Origin of the sequence: Hirschia baltica ATCC 49814, from assembly GCF_000023785.1 — a bacterium.
Taxonomy (GTDB): domain Bacteria; phylum Pseudomonadota; class Alphaproteobacteria; order Caulobacterales; family Hyphomonadaceae; genus Hirschia; species Hirschia baltica.
This window is the reverse complement of sequence record NC_012982.1, coordinates 1759773-1777629: the sequence shown is the minus strand read 5'-3', so window position 1 is coordinate 1777629 and position 17857 is coordinate 1759773. Positions and strand designations below refer to the sequence as shown.

16 protein-coding genes are annotated in these 17857 nt (G+C 42.9%); 11 read left to right on the top strand and 5 right to left on the bottom strand.

Annotation, left to right across the window (positions count from 1 at the left end; translation table 11 throughout):
- Positions 1-120: 120 nt before the first annotated feature.
- Positions 121-1095, top strand: a complete 975-nt coding sequence (gene lipA / locus HBAL_RS08360) for a lipoyl synthase (protein ID WP_015827506.1) — start codon at positions 121-123, stop codon at positions 1093-1095.
- Between the two features lie 3 nt (positions 1096-1098).
- The gene (locus tag HBAL_RS08355; RefSeq protein ID WP_015827505.1) at positions 1099-1545 is read left to right on the top strand and encodes a type II toxin-antitoxin system RatA family toxin; all 447 of its coding nucleotides are present in this window, start codon (positions 1099-1101) and stop codon (positions 1543-1545) included.
- Positions 1546-1548: 3 nt separating this feature from the next.
- On the opposite strand, the gene HBAL_RS08350 is transcribed toward HBAL_RS08355, so the two are convergent.
- Together HBAL_RS08350 and HBAL_RS08345 are read right to left on the bottom strand one after the other, a co-directional pair.
- Positions 1549-2040 carry a CinA family protein gene (locus HBAL_RS08350; protein WP_015827504.1) on the bottom strand — a complete coding sequence of 164 codons (492 nt, stop codon included), beginning with the start codon at positions 2038-2040 and terminating at the stop codon, positions 1549-1551.
- A gap of 30 nt (positions 2041-2070) precedes the next feature.
- Positions 2071-3234 (bottom strand): bifunctional 2-C-methyl-D-erythritol 4-phosphate cytidylyltransferase/2-C-methyl-D-erythritol 2,4-cyclodiphosphate synthase, encoded by a 1164-nt coding sequence (locus tag HBAL_RS08345; protein ID WP_015827503.1) that lies wholly within the window; start codon positions 3232-3234, stop codon positions 2071-2073.
- Positions 3235-3348: 114 nt separating this feature from the next.
- Between HBAL_RS08345 and HBAL_RS08340 the strand changes: the two genes are divergently transcribed.
- The 9 genes from HBAL_RS08340 (at position 3349) to hflX (ending at position 15166) form a co-directional block, all read left to right on the top strand.
- Positions 3349-4362, top strand: coding sequence for a tRNA dihydrouridine synthase (locus HBAL_RS08340; RefSeq protein ID WP_015827502.1), 1014 nt, complete (start codon positions 3349-3351; stop codon positions 4360-4362).
- Complete coding sequence (locus HBAL_RS08335; protein ID WP_015827501.1) at positions 4362-5435, top strand: two-component system sensor histidine kinase NtrB; 1074 nt, start codon at positions 4362-4364, stop codon at positions 5433-5435. The genes HBAL_RS08340 and HBAL_RS08335 overlap by 1 nt, the downstream gene beginning before the upstream one ends.
- A 12-nt stretch (positions 5436-5447) precedes the next feature.
- A complete protein-coding gene (locus HBAL_RS08330; RefSeq protein WP_015827500.1) occupies positions 5448-6866 on the top strand; it encodes a sigma 54-interacting transcriptional regulator in 1419 nt (472 codons plus the stop codon).
- A gap of 127 nt (positions 6867-6993) precedes the next feature.
- Positions 6994-9216 (top strand): sensor histidine kinase NtrY-like, encoded by a 2223-nt coding sequence (locus HBAL_RS08325; RefSeq protein WP_015827499.1) that lies wholly within the window; start codon positions 6994-6996, stop codon positions 9214-9216.
- Positions 9216-10589 (top strand): nitrogen assimilation response regulator NtrX, encoded by a 1374-nt coding sequence (ntrX, locus tag HBAL_RS08320; protein ID WP_015827498.1) that lies wholly within the window; start codon positions 9216-9218, stop codon positions 10587-10589. Before HBAL_RS08325 ends, ntrX begins: the two co-directional genes overlap by 1 nt.
- Positions 10590-10613: 24 nt before the next feature.
- Entirely contained in the window at positions 10614-12032 is a 1419-nt protein-coding gene (gene trkA, locus HBAL_RS08315; RefSeq protein ID WP_015827497.1) for a Trk system potassium transporter TrkA, read from the top strand.
- A 23-nt stretch (positions 12033-12055) separates the two neighbouring features.
- Positions 12056-13468: a potassium transporter TrkG gene (locus tag HBAL_RS08310; RefSeq protein WP_015827496.1), complete on the top strand. Its 1413-nt coding sequence runs from the start codon at positions 12056-12058 to the stop codon at positions 13466-13468.
- Positions 13469-13574: 106 nt separating this feature from the next.
- Positions 13575-13832, top strand: a complete 258-nt coding sequence (gene hfq / locus HBAL_RS08305; protein WP_015827495.1) for an RNA chaperone Hfq — start codon at positions 13575-13577, stop codon at positions 13830-13832.
- A 26-nt stretch (positions 13833-13858) separates the two neighbouring features.
- Positions 13859-15166 (top strand): GTPase HflX, encoded by a 1308-nt coding sequence (hflX, locus tag HBAL_RS08300; RefSeq protein ID WP_233356655.1) that lies wholly within the window; start codon positions 13859-13861, stop codon positions 15164-15166.
- 21 nt (positions 15167-15187) lie between these two features.
- On the opposite strand, the gene mazG is transcribed toward hflX, so the two are convergent.
- The 3 genes from mazG to modB are packed head-to-tail and all read right to left on the bottom strand — an operon-like array spanning position 15188 to position 17856.
- Complete coding sequence (gene mazG, locus HBAL_RS08295) at positions 15188-16018, bottom strand: nucleoside triphosphate pyrophosphohydrolase (RefSeq protein WP_015827493.1); 831 nt, start codon at positions 16016-16018, stop codon at positions 15188-15190.
- A gap of 55 nt (positions 16019-16073) precedes the next feature.
- Positions 16074-17192, bottom strand: coding sequence for a molybdenum ABC transporter ATP-binding protein (gene modC, locus HBAL_RS08290; protein WP_015827492.1), 1119 nt, complete (start codon positions 17190-17192; stop codon positions 16074-16076).
- Complete coding sequence (modB, locus tag HBAL_RS08285) at positions 17182-17856, bottom strand: molybdate ABC transporter permease subunit (protein WP_041302144.1); 675 nt, start codon at positions 17854-17856, stop codon at positions 17182-17184. The genes modC and modB overlap by 11 nt, the downstream gene beginning before the upstream one ends.
- Position 17857 lies beyond the last annotated feature (1 nt).

The window sequence follows — 17857 nt, the reverse complement described above, 5'->3', positions numbered from 1 at the left end:
ACGTGTTGATCACTTGTTGTGATACTTTTAAGGTATGGATACGAAATATTTTAACATGTCGACAAGCTCTAATTCATCACTATACTTGATCCTAATATAAATCAGGCCCATTTTCCGAACATGACAGAACTCTTCAACACGCTAAAAGATCGCCGCGCATCCAAACCAGACGTGCGCCATCCTGAAAAACAAAAGCGTCCCGATACGCCGGTTCTAAAAAAACCCGACTGGATCAGGGTGAAGGCACCTATGGGTGCTGAGTTTGCAAAAACTCAGAAGATCATGACTGAAGGTAACCTCACAACTGTTTGTGAAGAAGCGGGATGCCCCAATATAGGGGAATGTTGGACTAAAAAACACGCAACAATGATGATTATGGGGGACACATGTACACGCGCGTGTGCCTTTTGTAATGTTCGTACGGGTAAACCAAATCCATTAGATGCAGATGAACCTCGTAGAGTGGGTCTGGCCGTTGCAGAAATGGGACTTGAGCACGTCGTTATTACATCAGTTGATCGTGATGATTTAGAAGATGGTGGAGCTGCTCATTTTGCTGAAACGATTCGTTCGATTCGTGAACAAGCCCCCAATGCCACCATTGAGATACTGACGCCTGATTTTTTACGAAAAGGTGACGTTGCCAATATCGTCATTGATGCAAAACCAGATGTTTTTAACCATAATCTAGAAACTGTTCCGCGGCTGTACTTATCCATTCGCCCCGGTTCACGCTACTATCATTCTCTTAAATTGCTCGATCAGGTGAAACAACGCGATCCAAACCAGTTTACGAAATCTGGTATAATGGTTGGCTTGGGTGAAACCAAAGAAGAAGTTATGCAGGTGATGGATGATATGCGTTCTGCAGGAATTGATTTTTTGACAATTGGTCAATATTTGCAGCCAACACGAAAACATGCTGCGATCGACAGGTTTGTAACGCCAGAAGAATTCAAAACATACGAGACAATTGCTCGCTCAAAAGGCTTTCTCATGGTGTCAGCAAGCCCTCTGACGCGTTCTTCGTATCATGCCGGAGAAGATTTCGCGCAATTGAGAGAAGCTCGAGAAAAAATGAACGCCAAAAAATAAGATATGACGGTTGTTACTAAATCTATCGTCGTACCATATCGGGCCAAGCAAATGCTTGAATTGGTTTCTGATGTAAAAAGTTATCCAGAATTCATACCTTGGATAAGATCATTAAAAGTTGTGTCAGAGGCCGATTCAGAAGCTGGATGGGAAGGCAGAGCAACAGCCGCTGTTGGGTTTAAAGGGTTTTCGGAAACATTCACAACCGACGTTAAAAAGAGCCTATTGGAAAATAAAGTCAATGTTCAACTCGTCAAAGGGCCGTTCAAATATCTTGAAAATAGCTGGCAATTTTCTGACCATGAAAAAGGCTGCGAAGTTGATTTTAAAATTAGATTTGAGTTTTCCAACTTTCTCCTACACGCATTAATGAAGGCTAATTTCAATAGGGCGGTTACCGTTTTAATGGATGTCTTCATAGAAGAAGCAAGAAAACGTTATTCCGAGTGACTTTTACTGAGCAAGCCGCATCAAAAGCTCAAGCGCTACTTCCATAGATTTGCGACGGACATTGGAACGACCGATATCACCAAAATGACATGCTTCATGCAACGTTTCTCTATCTCGGCGTTTGGCGGCAATGTGTACTAATCCGACAGGTTTCATTGGAGTTTGGCCGCCAGGACCAGCAATTCCTGTGATTGCAACTGTTAAGGAAGCTCTAGAATGTTCCATTGCACCTTCTGCCATAGCTATTGCTGTTGGTTCAGATACGGCTCCAAAGTCAGCTAAAATATCACCCGATACGCCCAACATATCTTGTTTTGCGCGGTTCGTATAAACCACAAAACCGCGTTCGAGAGTTTGAGATGAGCCGGGAATTTCAGTTATTAGTCCAGCAAGTAGTCCCCCTGTACAACTCTCTGCAGTAGCTAGAGTTAATTTTTGAGTTTGGGCTGCTCTTAAGAATTTACGAGCTTCTTCAATCAATTGGTTGTCAAACATAAAAACACCCTAATGTTATTGAATTATAGGTTATTCACTTGAAACAAGTAAAACGCTTGCTTGAGCAGCAATACCTTCTTTTCGTCCGGTAAATCCTAATTTTTCCGTGGTCGTAGCTTTAACACTTACGCGATCTAATGGAATACCCAATATTTTAGATGTAATATCGCGCATTGTCATGCTGTGTGGTTTTATTTTGGGAGCTTCGCAAATAATTGTTATATCAGCATTTGCAATCATAAACCCTTTTGAGTCTGCTAGTTCAACGGCATGCTTCAAAAACACTTTTGATGCAGCACCTTTCCATTTCACATCACTTGGTGGAAAATGTGTTCCGATATCTCCTTCGGCTAGCGCGCCATATATTGCATCTGTTAATGCGTGCCACGCAACATCGGCATCAGAGTGCCCTTTAAGAGATGCTGAATGGGGGATTTCTAGACCGCATAGAGTGACAGATTGACCGTCTTCAAAAGCATGAACGTCATAGCCGTTTCCTATTCTAGGAAGAATATTCTTAATCTCTAAGCTGTTTTGAAGTAGTTTTTCAGCCATCTCAAAGTCCTCTGGCAGCGTTATTTTTACTAAGCTATTTTCACCCTGAATAAGCGCGATATCGGCACCTAATGATTCGACTGCCTCCAAATCATCTACAAATTGCGATGATTTTCCATTCTGCGCTTGCCAGATAGTATTGAATCGAAAAGCTTGAGGAGTCTGGATGCGACGCACAGGGGATCTGTCCAATGTTTCAAGTTTTCCATCGGCACCTACTTTTTTTATAGAATCCATCATTTGAAGTGCTGGAGCAGCAGCTAGATAATCAATCAAAGCCTCAAACAGTGAGTCTATAATCTTTAAACTCACACCTGGTCTGGCAGCATCGTGAATTAGAACAATGTCTGGAGAGTTGGGTTTAATGTGCTTAAGCGCATTCCTGACACTATCCGCTCGCTCTTTACCGCCTAGAACAATAGAAATGTTATTATATGGTTGGCAGATTTCTTTAGCTGTTTGCAGGTATTCATCGGAAATAACGACAACAATCTCGTCAAATTTTCCGCATTCTGAAAAAGTTCTAAGACTCCAATCAAGGACTGGGCGTCCGTTGAGCATCGCAAACTGTTTGGGTGTAGAAAGGCCGGAGCGGGAGCCAGTGCCAGCTGCGACGATAATTGCTGTATTATGTGACATCTCGGTGACTGCCTCTATATTAATCATCAAGCTGCGCTAAATGGCCTTGATAGATTGCTATATGCATATAAAATGCACAATAATTAGGCTATGTAAGCCGTTTTGGAATTTGTAATGATATCTGTTGGCGATGTTGAAATTAATGACGCGGTTTTTTTAGCTCCGATGTCAGGTGCTACCGATGCGCCGTTTCGTCGCCAAGCGTCAAGGTTTGGTGCTCCTGTCGTTATAACTGAAATGATAGCAGGTTCAGAATTGGCCACAGGTCGTCAAGACATGGTCTGGCGAATAACGAAACCTGAAAACACTTTTCCCTTCGTTGTGCAATTGGCAGGTCGAGACCCTAAATGGATGTATGAAGCGGCAAGAATAAGTGCTTCAGCAGGTGCAGACATAATCGATATCAATATGGGTTGTCCATCGCGGCAGGTAACAGGCGGTCAGTCTGGCGCGGCTTTGATGCGAGATCTTGATTTGGCGCGTGAACTAATCATTGCGGCACGTGAAGGTGGTGGACTACCCGTGAGTGTGAAAATGCGTCTGGGGTGGGACGATGACACCTTAAATGCTCCAGCCTTGGCCAAAATATGCGAAGAAGAACACGTTAAACTTATCACAGTGCATGGTCGTACGCGATGTCAGTTTTATACTGGGAAAGCTGACTGGAATAAAGTAAAAGAGGTCAAATTAGCATCGAATTTGCCGCTTATCGTGAATGGTGACATAGATTCATCTAAAACAGCCAAACAAGCTATTTTATTATCACAAGCCGATGGTGTGATGATTGGAAGAGCAGCTTTGGGACGGCCTTGGTTGCTTGGTAAAATAGCTTCCGACTTGGCTAACCGTCCCTACATTGAGCCAACTTGGTCTGAAAAATTGAGTTCTTTATGTGAACAAGTGTCTGATAGTGTTTTGCTTTATGGAGACCGGTTAGGTGTTAGAGTTTTTAGAAAGCACCTCGCGGCTTTTATAGATTATTCCAAAGAAATTCGACTAAACACTGAAGATAGAAATGAGCTTAGGGGACGGTTTTGCCGCATCAGCTCAGAAAATGATGTCATTTCAGCAATTACGTCTTTGGAAGCTCCTAAAACTGCCATTTGTAGAACTGAGGAGCTTGTTTAATGTCAACTAAAATGACCTTATCTGAACAAATCCTTGATACGCTTCCTGTAGCTGCGCTCAGTGTAAATTTAGATGGCATCATTGAATTTGCCAACCCCATGGCAGAAACTCTGCTTTGCCAAAGCATTGCACTTCTTAAAGGCAATCCTCTTGAAAAATTAACTGCAAAAGATTCTCCGATAGTTGATTTGATTCATAGAGCTGCGAAAGATGGAGGAACTGTATTTGCTAGAAACATCGTATTATCAGGCCCATTTATCTCACCAATTCATATTGATGCGACTGCCGCTCTGTCTCAAAACGAAGATATTATTGCGGTAAGCCTTTCGCCAACAGCCCATCAAGCGGATCATGAATCAAAAAGTCAATCAGCCGCTATGGCTGAGGTAGCTAGAATACTGGGACACGAAGTCAAAAACCCTCTTGCTGGTATAGTGGGTGCCGCGCAATTACTCGCGCGTCAGGCTCGCAATGACCAAATGTCTATGCTGACTTTGATTAAGGAAGAGGGCGCTAGGATAGGGCGCCTTGTTGATCGATTCGCTGCATTTGAAACGTTTTTCAGACCTCGGCCTACCATGACGAATATTCACCAAGTTCTAGATAGAATTATGGAAATGTCATCTGCAAGTTTTGCGGAGAACGTAAAACTAACTTTCAGATTTGATCCGTCATTGCCCGATATTTTCGTTGACCCAGACCATATACATGAAGCTTGTTTGAACCTCGTCAAAAATGCTGCTGAAGCCATCACAGACACTAGGGACAATGGGCATATTCACATAGAGACTCGATATCGTGCGGGCGTGAGTATGCGTCATGGAAAAGGGGAAAAAATCACCCGGTCAGGTGCTATAGAAGTTTCGATCAAAGACAATGGCCCCGGTGTACCAAAATCTGTTGCGGATAAAATTTTCACCCCATTTTTCTCAACTAAACAATCAGGCGAAGGGATAGGCCTGACAGTTGTTGCTGAAATTATATCAGCTCATGGCGGATTTGTAGAACTTGACAATTCTTCTACAGGAGCATGCTTTAAGCTGTTGCTGCCTATAACAAAATCAAAAACATAAAGGTAAATCATAGTGAGTGGTCCTACAGTATTAGTCGCAGATGACGACTCGAGCGTACGTTTAGTTGTCAGCCAAACCCTCGCTCAAGAAGGGTATCACGTTAGATCGACAAACACAGCGTCAACACTGTGGAAGTGGATTGAGGCAGGAGAAGGAGATTTGTTAATTACAGATGTCTATATGCCTGATGAATCAATCTTCGATATAATGCCGAAAATCCGCCAAGAGCGGCCTGAATTGCCTATTATCGTTATAAGCGGACAAAGCACCGTATTAACAGCAACAATGGCATCTGATCATGGCGTTTACGATTATATGCCAAAGCCATTTGATATTGATGTATTGGCAGATTCTGTAAAACGCGCGCTTCAAAAGCGGTCATTGAAAGGAATTGAACCCGCTAGCCGGAAGGCAGAAAAAGACGAAGCACTTCCATTAATTGGGCGCTCTACACCTATGCAAAACGTGTATCGTGTAATTGCGCGGGTGATGAATACAGATTTAACGGTGTTGATTGAAGGTGAAAGTGGTACTGGTAAAGATCTATGTGCGAGTGCCATTCATGACCTTGGAAAAAGAAAGTCTGGTCCTTTCGTTGCGGTTAGTCTCGCCGCTTTACAAAAAGAACAAGTTGAAGCTGATCTTTTTGGGGTAAATATTGATGGTGAGGCATCTTCTCCCGGACGTGTCGGCGAAGCAAACGGTGGAACACTTTATCTCGACGAGGTAGGTGATATGCCATTGGAAGCTCAAACCCGATTGCTCAGATTTTTACAAGATGGACAATACTCCTCACATGGCGGTGGTCCTGTTCGACAATCAGATGCAAGAATCATTGCTTCAACAAAGCACGATCTTCGCAATCTTGTAGAACAAGGGTTATTTCGAGAAGACCTGTATTACAGGCTAAATGTTGTCTCTCTATCTCTTCCACCTCTTCGTGAAAGAAAGGAAGACATTTTAGAGCTTGCCGCTGCGTTCTTAGTACGCGCAAAAAGAGAAGGTTTACCAGAAAAGCAACTTGATAAATCTGCGTATGACCTTTTGTCAGCCTATGATTGGCCTGGTAACGTTCGAGAATTGGAAAACCTGATCCGCCGCCTTGCTGCTTTGAGTCCGGAACCAGTAATATCCGCCCGAGAAATTGAACGAGAAATGCGTTCTGGAACAAAACCAGAGACAAAAACGGATGCATTTGAGGCTGAGGTAGAGGCGTTATTGTCTAGACATTTCATGGCAAGGCTAAGTATTGCAAATGAATCTGAAGGTACGATTTATCAAAATGTAATTGAGCAAGTTGAACGTCCTCTTTTGAAGTTGGCGCTTGCTGCAACGAATGGAAATAAGGTTCGCGCTGCTTCATTACTTGGGTTAAACAGGAACACTTTAAGATCTAAAATCAATAGCTTAGAGATTTCTGATGAAGAATAATCGAAGATAATTAAAACTTTCTGCGTGTGCACTTAAATGTGTTCACGCAGATAAGTGTTTACGAACCCGTGTGTTGCGTTTATGTATCAGTGTGTCTCAGTTGCGACACGTAGTTTAGTAAGCATAAATGCGAACCCCTAGAATAAAACTCATATCTCCAACAAATTATGGTCCTGTAGGGACTGCTGTGCTGCGTGCTCTATTTGCGATTTCTGCAATCGTAGCTACTTTCGCGACGTACCTATCTGTTGCTGATGTCGGGAACACATCTACGGCCGGCAGCCCCATGATGACATGGCTTCTTGTGGCCAATCTGTTCATTATCTTGATACTTGCTGCTGCATTAATGGCGAGGATCTATCGACTTTTTCGAGAGAATAGAAGCACCCAAGGTGGCGCCAGACTTCGACTAAGAATTATTGCATTATTCGGGCTAGCTGCAATGGTTCCTACGATAATCGCAGCGTTACTTGGGACACTAATAAACAGAAGTGTCGAGAATTGGTTCTCTGAAAGAGTATACGCCGTAATCGAAAATGCTTCCGATGCTGCAAATGCTTCCTTTACAGCGGTCATAAGTGATGTGCGGAGTAATGTAACTGAAGCGGCAAAAGACTTAAATGATGCGTCAGTGGTAGCTGCGTTTACGGAAGCTCCTTTGCAGTTCAAAGAATTTTTGACAGCGGAATCTCAATTGAGAAATCTTCCCGTACTTGCCATTTACAATTCTCAGAAGGAAATAGTATTTTCAACGCAAAATGACACACCTCTGACAATAGGGCCGATGTCCGAGCTAAACTGGATTGCCGCAAAAAATGGCAAAGACGCAGTGAGTGTTTCAGAAGACTTTGTAGTGAGTACGCTTACACGGCTTACAGCTTATCCAAATGCATACCTATATAGCGCGAGCCAAGGTCCGATTTCGGTCGGTAAACAACTAAAAGCAACACAAGCAGGTTTAGAAGAATATCGGGCTGCTGGACTTCGAAAAGACAGTTTAAGAACAGTTTTTGTGCTGTCTTACATCGAGTCAGCTTTACTCGTCCTTTTAGGCACAGCTTGGTTGGGGATGTATGCCGCTGGGCAAATTGCAACGCCAATCGGAGATTTAGCAGCAGCGGCTAGGTCAGTACGAGACGGTGATCTATCGGTGCGATTGGATCGTCCTAAAGGTCGAGATGAAATAGACGACCTTTCTCAAGCGTTCAACCAGATGACTATGCGTTTATCACGCCAAAGAAGAGATCTAGACTCTGCTAGGCTAGAAGCAGAAGGGCGTTCTGAATTTATTGAGACGGTGTTATCGGGTGTTGAAGCAGGCGTTATACGCGTAGACCCGCTCTTTAAAATAACACTCGCTAATGCGTCAGCCGGTAGATTATTAGAGCTATCGTCTGAAATGCTTCAGGGCGCTCTATTACATGAAGTCGCACCGGAATTCTTATCTGCCCTCCGCAAAGCTGTAGAATCTAGTGAAGCAATAGGATCTAATATTCAGATTACGTCTGGTCGAGGAACTAGAGATATTCACGTTCGAATTTCTCCTGAAGCTGAAATGAGTGGCTTTGTCGTTACATTCCATGATACGACCAGATTGGTCGCTGGGCAAAGGCAAGCCGCATGGAAAGATGTAGCTCGCAGAATTGCGCATGAAATTAGAAATCCGCTAACACCAATACAGCTTTCTGCCGAACGGATACAAAGGCGTTTTGGCAAACAAATTACTATAGATAAGGACACTTTTGATAGCTGTACCGACACGATCTTGCGTCAAGTTGGAGATATTGGTCGCATGGTTGAAGAATTTTCTTCTTTTGCACGTATGCCAAAACCGACTTTAGCTCCGTTTGACTTGAATGAGCTTGTTCAAAATATTGCATTTGCACAACGTTTGGCATCACCTACAGTTGCTATTGTTGCTACAGTTCCAGAACAAAAAAGTATGATGACAGGCGATGAACGTCTGCTTGGTCAAGCGCTAACAAACATCATCAAAAATGCACGTGAATCTGTCGAACGGCACATACTCACTGGTGAGATTAAAGTTGGTTCTGTTTCTATAAATCTGGAAGTTATGTCTGAAAAAGCAATTTTAACTGTTCGAGATACTGGGGTTGGGTTTCCCGTTGAAGACAGAAGCCGCTTGTTGGAGCCATATGTAACAACACGCGAGACGGGGGTTGGTCTCGGTTTGGCGATTGTAAGTCGTATTGTCGAAGATCATGGCGGCGAAATAACCCTAGGGGATAATGAATTAGCGGAATCTGGCGCACGTGTGAATATCAGTTTGCCACTTACCGTACTTAATGAAGATGAGGAATTAACCCCCTCAAGTGAAGGAGTAGCATGATGGCGTTTGAAATCTTAGTGGTTGATGACGAAACGGATATTCGAGAGCTAGTCGGTGGTATTCTAGAAGATGAAGGCTACAAAGTCCGTACTGCTGCTGATGCAAAGCAGTCTATGGATGCAGTTAGAGAACGTGCACCAAATCTTGTGCTGTTAGACGTCTGGCTAAAAGGGTCAGAATTTGATGGTTTGGAAATTCTTTCAATGCTGAAAGAATTAGATCCCAATATGCCGATAATCATTATGTCAGGGCATGGAACTGTAGAAACTGCGGTTACAGCAATTCGAAACGGTGCATATGATTATCTAGAAAAGCCGTTCAACTCAGATAAATTATTAGTGCTAGTGCAAAGAGCCCTAGAAGCAGCTCAATTGCGCAGAGAAAATACACGACTTAAATCACAAACAGCTATAAGCGATCAATTGATAGGTGACAGTCAGGCAACGCAACAATTAAGAGCTGCGATAGCCAAAGTTTCACCTGCCAATAGTCGAGTCCTTATTTCAGGTCCTCCCGGTGTAGGAAAAGAACTCGTGGCTAGGATGATACATGCTAATTCTTCAAGAAATGATGGTCCATTTGTCGTTGTGAATGCAGCAACTATCGCACCTGAACGCATGGAAATGGAGTTGTTTGGAGAAGAAGATCAAACCGGACGACCAAGGAAAATAGGTCTGTTTGAACAGGCACACAACGGAACTCTGCTTTTAGATGAAGTTGCGGATATGCCGGCAGGAACTCAATCAAAAATACTTAGAGTTTTAATAGATCAACGTTTTAAGCGAGAAAATGGGAATTCCGACGTAAAAGTCGATGTCCGAGTGATTTCTTCGACAGCCCGTAATCTTCAAGATGAAATATCTGTGGGACGGTTCAGGGAAGATCTTTATTATCGCCTTAGTGTGGTGCCAATAAATGTGCCTTCTCTTGAGAGTCGTCGTGAGGATATTGCTGATTTAGCAGTTTTCTTTGCTAAGCGTATTGGTGAATCTTCTGGACTGCCTGCTAGAAGTTTCTCTGAAGAAGCCTTAGCTGTACTTCAATCATCAGAATGGCCTGGAAATGTACGCCAACTAAGAAATGTGGTTGAACGTATTTTGATACTTGCAGGTGGGGATTCTTCCCAGCAAATAATGCCTGACCATCTTCCAATTGATAGAAGTGGTGATGGAAGCAACACAGCTTCCATGGATACCATTTCTCTACCTCTTCGGGAAGCTCGAGAAAAATTCGAACGAGAATATCTTACGCTACAAATTACGCGTTTCGGCGGAAATATCTCTCGAACAGCAGCTTTTATTGGTATGGAGAGATCTGCTCTGCATCGCAAACTAAAAGCTTTGGGTGTAGATACATCTTCAGAGAAGCTTTAACACTTCAGTGTTGGATAGAAAAACATGCGAATTATCATTTGTGGAGCTGGGCGCGTCGGTCAAGGTATAGCCGAAAGGCTCTCTTTGGATCATGACGTGACAATGATCGACGCCGATGCAAAGCTTCTAGAGCAGGTTGGAACGCGCTTTGATGTTCGAACAACTATTGGGCATGCTGCATATCCAGCTATCTTGGCGGAAGCTGGCGCTGACAACGCAGAAATGATTATTGCGGTAACATATTCAGATGAAGTCAATATGGTAACGTGCCAAGTGGCACATTCGCTTTTTAAAGTTACGACCAAAATTGCAAGAATTCGAAGTCAGGCATATACGCATCCCGCATATTCAGACTTATTTACTCGCGATAACCTGCCAATTGATATGCATATATCGCCAGAATCAGAAGTAAGTGAGTCCATTTTGCAGGGGCTTATGACGCCTGGTGCTTTTCTTTCCGCAGATATGGGAATTTTAAGCTCAAGCGAAGGCGGCGTAGTCAAGCTCCTCGGTGTTGAAATCACCGATAAAAACTCTCCAATGCATGAAGTACGTCTGGAGGATGTATATGAGTTATGTCCAGACAGCGGTGCGCACATTGTTGGAATTGGCCGAGACAAAAGATTATTTGCACCAAAAGACAATCATAAAATAAAGCTAGGTGATCGTATCTATTGGATCATCCCAACGGACAAAATTGAACATATGTTTGATATTCTTGGCTTGTCTGAAGGGCAAAGCCGACATGTTGTCGTTGTTGGTGGTGGTCATATCGGCCTAAATGTAGCCAAACAATTGGAAAAAACGCACAAGAGAGACACGAAGAATGGTCGGCTAAAACACACGGTTAAAGTGCGTTTGATAGAAAAAGATAGTGAGCGAGCAAACCATGCTGCTGAAGCATTGGAAAGAACAATTGTGCTGCATGGAGATGGCTTGGATCCAGAATTACTCGAAGAAGCTGGTGTCTCAAATGCTGATTTAGTCGTTGGCCTTACCAATGATGATAAAACCAACCTTCTTTTAGGTGCGCTTGCTAAAAATATCGGTGCGAAGAAGGTTGTTTCTCTCGTAAATGAAGCTGACTTGGCAAACATCAAATCTAATGTCGGTATCGATGTCTTGATAGATCCAAGGTCGATCACTGTTTCGAAAATTCTTTTGAAATTGAGACAAGGAAGATTGTCTAATCTCAAATCACTTGAAAATGGTGCTGCTGAAGTTGTTGAAGGTATAGTTAAAGAAACGGCACCTTTAGTGGGTATGAGTTTAGTTGCCGAGGAATTGCCCGAAGGCATTTCCGCTGGTGCACTTATTCGAGACGGCAAGCCAATAGACCTATCTAACCGCGTAAAGGTTCAAGATACGGTTATTCTTTTTGCAGAAAAAGAAATGGCCCGAAAAGTCGATCAACTTTTCCGCGTTAAGCTTGAATATTACTAGGCTCTAAGGAAGGGAAGACAATATTGAACCTTTCAAGTGTTCTCAAGCATCTTGGGCTAACAGCTATCGTCATAGGTGCCTGTGCGTTGCTATGTGGATTGTTCGCATCCATCTCAGGTGATGCTTCATCAGCGCGTGGTTTTCTGTTTTCTGGAGTTCTCGGTACTTTTTTAGGCGGGTCATTTCTAATATTATTGTGGGATGTTCCTGCCAAAACCGGAGCAAGGGAAGGTCTTCTATTCGTACTTGGTTTTTGGTTTTTGATGCCGCTTATAGCCGCTCCCCCTTTCTGGGCGTCGGGTGTTTCGAATTCATGGATCGAAGCAAGTTTTGAAGCCGTCTCCAATCTAACGACCACAGGAACAACCGCTGGAGAAGCTGTTCAACCTGATTCAATACGCTACTGGCGCGCTATTTTGCAGTTTATCGGCGGTGTATTGGGGGTGGTTATGGCAGTTATCGTACTAGCTGCCTTAAATTTGTCTGGTCCTGGCGTGCACAGGTCGCATCTCTTAACGCTAACTAGAGACGATCTATTCGGGCGTATTGGTAGAATTACGGCGACTGTAGCACTGGTTTATGGGATAGCTGCTATTATTGGGACATTCGCCATTGTGTTGGCAGGCGCTGAATTTATTGATGCTTTCACACGTAGCCTAGCTGCGATATCAACCAGCGCGACTTTGAGTGGAGCAGCTGGTGCTTACGCATATTCTCCCGCAGCGGCGGCTGTCATAACGCTTTTACTTTTTATCGGTGCAACAAATATCGCTCTTCACGCGGATATTTTAAGGCAAAGCAGTTGGAGAGTTTACCTAAGAGATACCGAAACGCAGATTCTAATACTTGGCGTACTGGCCTTTGTATTGCTAATGGCTATCTCAAAACAGAAGTTTGATTTTCGTTTGATCTCTGAGGCACTTTCTTTTGTGTCTACTTCGGGAATGAATGTAACGGGAAGTGAAAAAGTTCTTGATATCCTACCACAACCTATTCCTGATGTTTTTGTCTTTGTAGGTGCTGCAGCTCTTTCGACAGCTGGCGGTTTAAAGATGACACGCGTATTGGTTTTATTTAGTCGTGCGCTAACTGAGTTCAAAAGGTTATCATTTGAACATTCTACAGCAAAACTTAAGTTCCAAGGGCGGACTCGCGCAGATGCCATTGTTGTCGGCGTATGGGTTTATTTAATAGCCTATCTTGGTGCCGCTATTATTCTAGGCATGTTGCTGGCATTGACTGGATTGAATGTCGAAAATGCTTTTCGGGGTGCCATTGGCGCGATCGCAAATGCTGGTCCGCTTATGGATGCAGCTGTCGTGGACCAATCCCCTAGTTCTACATCACTCTTTGTCCTTGCCATTGGGTGTATATTAGGGCGTATTGAAGTCTTAGCGCTGGCACCATTGTTTTCTAGTGATTTTTGGCGCAAATAGTACTAGATAAACTTTTTACGAATCAAAACTCAGTTTGTCGCAACGTTAAACCAAGACCCAAAACGGAAAATTAATAACAAAGTCCCGAAAAGAGGCTCATAATAAAATGTCATCCGATAAAAAACAAAACCTTCAAGACACCTTCCTAAACGCTGTACGTAAAGACAAAGTCCAATTGACTATATTCCTTATGAATGGGGTCAAGCTTCAGGGCGTCGTCACATGGTTTGATAACTTTTGTGTGTTACTAAAAGGCGATGGTAGACCGCCACAACTTGTTTACAAACACGCTATTTCGACAATTGCACCAAATAGTCCGGTAAAATTATTTACTGGTGATGATGGCTCTTCCGACGAAGCGTGAATACATCCAATTTAATAGATATCTCGGTGCCAACTCAAATAGCTGGAATAGTCATTCCAGCATTGTTTGATGCTCCAATCTATGATCAATCACGGATCGAAGAAACTCAAGGCCTTGTTGAAGCCTTAGGTGTAGAATTGGGCTTTACTGATGCTGTCCGCATTAGAAAGCCCAATGCTGCTAAATTATTTGGTGCCGGTCAATTAGATCTCATCAGTGAGAGGCTAGATGATTGCGAAGGCAATTTACTCGTCGTCGATTGCTCGCTTTCCCCCATTCAACAGCGAAACCTCGAAAACACTTTGAATGTTAAAGTAATGGATCGAACCGGTCTTATACTTGAAATATTCGGAGTGAGAGCACGTTCTGCTGAAGGGCGATTGCAAGTAGAAATGGCGCGTCAATTATATGAACGCTCTAGGCTAGTAAGAACCTGGACACACTTAGAACGTCAAAGAGGTGGAACAGGATTCCTAGCGGGTCCGGGTGAAAGCCAATTGGAAGCTGACCGACGGATGTTGGACGGCAGAATCGCAAAACTAAAATCTGACCTTGAAGCTGTTCGTCGGACGAGGCGACTTCAAAGGGCTGGGCGTAAACGTCGCGGCGCGCCAATAGTTGCACTTGCTGGTTATACGAATGCGGGAAAATCTACTCTGTTTAACTCACTAACGCATTCGAGTGTATTTGCAGCTGATATGCCATTTGCAACCCTTGATCCAACTGCACGTGATGTTGAGTTGAGCAGTGGCAAAAAGATTTCAATGATTGATACGGTTGGTTTTATTACGGACCTCCCAACTCACCTGATCGAAAGCTTTAGAGCAACAATTGAAGAAGCTATTGAAGCGGATTTATTACTGCACGTAAGAGATATCAGTCATCCTGAAACTGACAGGCAATCTAGTGATGTCAATGATGTTCTTACGAAACTAGAACAAGATTTGAATGCTGATCGTCCTCCAGTGATTGAAGTGTGGAATAAATCAGACGCTTTGAGTGATGATGTGCTGACCGCATTAAAGACAACCGTGGAAAATCGAGATGATATCGCTTTGACCTCGGCGACGACAGGTGAGGGCTTAGATGATCTCATGCAAATGGTGCAAGACAAGCTATTTGCTTCAACGCGTGAATTTGAGCTGAAGATTGAACCAAAATATGGGCGTGCGCGTTCTTGGCTTCATCAAAATTGTGATATTTCCAATGAAACGGTTGATGAGAATGGAAATGTCATTATCCGTGTGCAGTTGTCTGTTCGTGAACTCAATGAATTTGCGCATGAGCATCCAGACTTGGATATGAATTTAGTTATATTATCATCTAAATCCTAAAACGTGATGAGGTCGTGATGTTTATTTGGTCTCAGTAGCTTTTACTTGCTGCCAGAGGTCAGATTGAGCAGATAGACTGAGTTGTGAAAAGTCGGAGCCTATTTCTCTTGCACGTTCTTCCATTGCTTGAAAGCGGCTTACAAATTTAGCATTTGCTGCGCGAAGTGCGCTTTCTGGGTCAACATTATGCTTTCGGGCAAGATTGGCCACAACAAGGAGTATATCACCCATTTCCTCTTCTACATGGGCTTGATCATTTTGTGTGGCAGCTTCTTCAAGTTCCCTCAATTCTTCTTGAAGTTTATCTGTAACTTCTTTTGCAGATGGCCAGTCAAATCCTACTCTAGCAGCCCGTTTTAAAAGTTTCTCAGCCCTTGTCAGGGATGGTAACGCATACGCTACGCCATCAAGTGCAGAAACTGGAGTTTTATCATCTGATTTGTTTTCACGTTCTTTAGCTTTCAACTCTTCCCAATGACTTGTTTGGGCTTCAGAGTTTTCAATTTCGACACTCCCGAAAACGTGTGGATGACGGTGAACCATCTTATTGACGATGGAACGCGCAACATCTTGAATATCAAATTCACCCTGATCTTTTGCGATTTGACTTTGGAAAACCACTTGAAGAAATAAATCGCCTAACTCATCCCGAAGTTCCTGCATGTCATTTCTATTGACAGCTTCAGCAACTTCATAGGCTTCTTCAATTGTATAAGGAACGATAGATTCAAAAGTTTGCTCCAAATCCCACGGACAGCCGGTTTCTTTATCGCGAAGTCTTTCCATTAGTCTAATGAGATCGGAAATCGCATCTTCAGAAGAGATAAATGAGCGGTCTTTGGTCTGATCCATTGAGAATGTTCACCTGATACTAATATTTGAAAGCAAGCTTGATATGAGCTCGGGTTTAAATTGAATGATCCTGAAAGCTAGCGCTTTTAATCAATGCGAATACATTCATTCCAGCTTTTAATCCAAGGTTAATTAAAGAAGCACGAGTTATCCTAGATTTCAAAGAATGACCATTTACATCAAGCACAACTTCACCAAAGGGACTAGTTTCTTCTAATTCGAACGATCTAACGACGCATGGAATGATATTTTTAAAGCTCGTATTTTGGGGATAAATTGTAGCAATACCAACATCCTGCATACGAATTTTGATAGCGATTTTCTGATCAACCTTTAAAGGAAAACGTTGAGGTAGAAACAATTGCTGCCCTAATACATCTATTTCAGCAAGCATCATCTCTTTGTCGATGTTTTTGACAACGCCTACAAATAAAGAAGAATCTGATTGCGTAAAAATTTGTAGGTGTTCCAAAGGTTTTTCAACGAAAACTTCTTGAGTTTTACCAAAAGCAATTTTCCTACCTTCAGATATGATTAAAGTAGAACCTGTAAGGCGCAAAACTTCTTCTATATCGTGACTGACTAATATTATAGGAATGGAAAAATTAGACTGGAGGCTCTCTAAGTACGGAAGAATCTCAGTTTTTCTCTCCCTATCAAGTCCCGTAAGTGGTTCATCCAATAGTAAAAGTGATGGGCGTGAAAGCAATGTTCTACCCAAAACAATTCTTTGCGTTTCCCCTCCAGATAATTCTCTGCTGGTCTTATCCAGCAATGATGACAAATTGAGGTTTTCGATGACTGAATCTAGAGAGAGTTGAGAATTCTGATGTTTGCTTCGTTTGTCGGCATATTTCAGGTTTTCTATAGGTGAAAGGTGAGGAAATAGCCTTCCATCTTGAAATAGATACCCTATTTGTCGTTTATGCGTTGCTTCATCGATTTTCTGTTTGCGATCATACCAAACAGTTTCTATTCCTCTGCCATCGCTGGATCGTATTGAGCCGTTATCAGGCGTTTCCAAACCTGAAATCATTCGAAGCAGGGAACTTTTTCCCGAACCACTCGCACCAAATATTGCGACAGGTGCCTCAAATGAAAATTCTTGAGAAATTTCTATATTGAAATTTTCCCATTTCTTTTCAATGTCCAAATAAAGCCGATTAGCCGACATTTAGTCGAAACCTTTTATTGAGAGTGTATACGCCCAAAAGAATAGCGAACGACATGAGAAGAAGGAATGCAGACCACAAATGGGCTTGAGCATACTCAAGTGTTTCAACATGCTCATATATAGCAATTGAAATAACTTTGGTTTCGTTGGGGATATTACCGCCAACCATAAGCACAATGCCAAATTCACCAATGGTGTGGGCAAATGTTAGAACCATAGCTGATATAAACCCTCGCAATGACATCGGAATGATAACACTCACAAACGCATCTAAGGGTGTCGCTCCCAATGACTGAGCTGCTTCATATTCTTTTCTGCCGACAACTTCAAAAGCAGATTGAAGAGGTTGGACCATAAATGGTAAAGAGTAGACGAGGGAAGCTAAGACAAGCCCATTGAATGAAAAGGTAAGTGTCTCGCCCGTCATTGTCATCCAGAAAGCTCCTAGAAGCGAATTTGGATTGAAGGCAACCAGAAGGTAAAACCCAATAACTGTAGGCGGTAGAACAAGCGGAAGCGATACGACAGTTTCACATATTGGTTTTAACCGAGACTTCGTGTGAGCAAGCCACCACGAAAACGGTGTTCCTAGTATCAACAGGATTATCGTAACGGTCACAGCCAGCTTTAACGTAAGCCATAAAGGTCCAAAATCATCTATCATG

Excerpts from the sequence above, each read along its gene's own strand:
- lipA (WP_015827506.1), top strand. The coding sequence starts at position 121 with ATGACAGAACTCTTCAACACGCTAAAAGATCGCCGCGCATCCAAACCA.
- HBAL_RS08355 (WP_015827505.1), top strand. The coding sequence starts at position 1,099 with ATGACGGTTGTTACTAAATCTATCGTCGTACCATATCGGGCCAAGCAA.
- HBAL_RS08350 (WP_015827504.1), bottom strand. The coding sequence starts at position 2,040 with ATGTTTGACAACCAATTGATTGAAGAAGCTCGTAAATTCTTAAGAGCA.
- HBAL_RS08345 (WP_015827503.1), bottom strand. The coding sequence starts at position 3,234 with ATGTCACATAATACAGCAATTATCGTCGCAGCTGGCACTGGCTCCCGC.
- HBAL_RS08340 (WP_015827502.1), top strand. The coding sequence starts at position 3,349 with ATGATATCTGTTGGCGATGTTGAAATTAATGACGCGGTTTTTTTAGCT.
- HBAL_RS08335 (WP_015827501.1), top strand. The coding sequence starts at position 4,362 with ATGTCAACTAAAATGACCTTATCTGAACAAATCCTTGATACGCTTCCT.
- HBAL_RS08325 (WP_015827499.1), top strand. The coding sequence starts at position 6,994 with ATGCGAACCCCTAGAATAAAACTCATATCTCCAACAAATTATGGTCCT.
- ntrX (WP_015827498.1), top strand. The coding sequence starts at position 9,216 with ATGGCGTTTGAAATCTTAGTGGTTGATGACGAAACGGATATTCGAGAG.
- trkA (WP_015827497.1), top strand. The coding sequence starts at position 10,614 with ATGCGAATTATCATTTGTGGAGCTGGGCGCGTCGGTCAAGGTATAGCC.
- hfq (WP_015827495.1), top strand. The coding sequence starts at position 13,575 with ATGTCATCCGATAAAAAACAAAACCTTCAAGACACCTTCCTAAACGCT.
- mazG (WP_015827493.1), bottom strand. The coding sequence starts at position 16,018 with ATGGATCAGACCAAAGACCGCTCATTTATCTCTTCTGAAGATGCGATT.
- modC (WP_015827492.1), bottom strand. The coding sequence starts at position 17,192 with ATGTCGGCTAATCGGCTTTATTTGGACATTGAAAAGAAATGGGAAAAT.
- modB (WP_041302144.1), bottom strand. The coding sequence starts at position 17,856 with ATGATAGATGATTTTGGACCTTTATGGCTTACGTTAAAGCTGGCTGTG.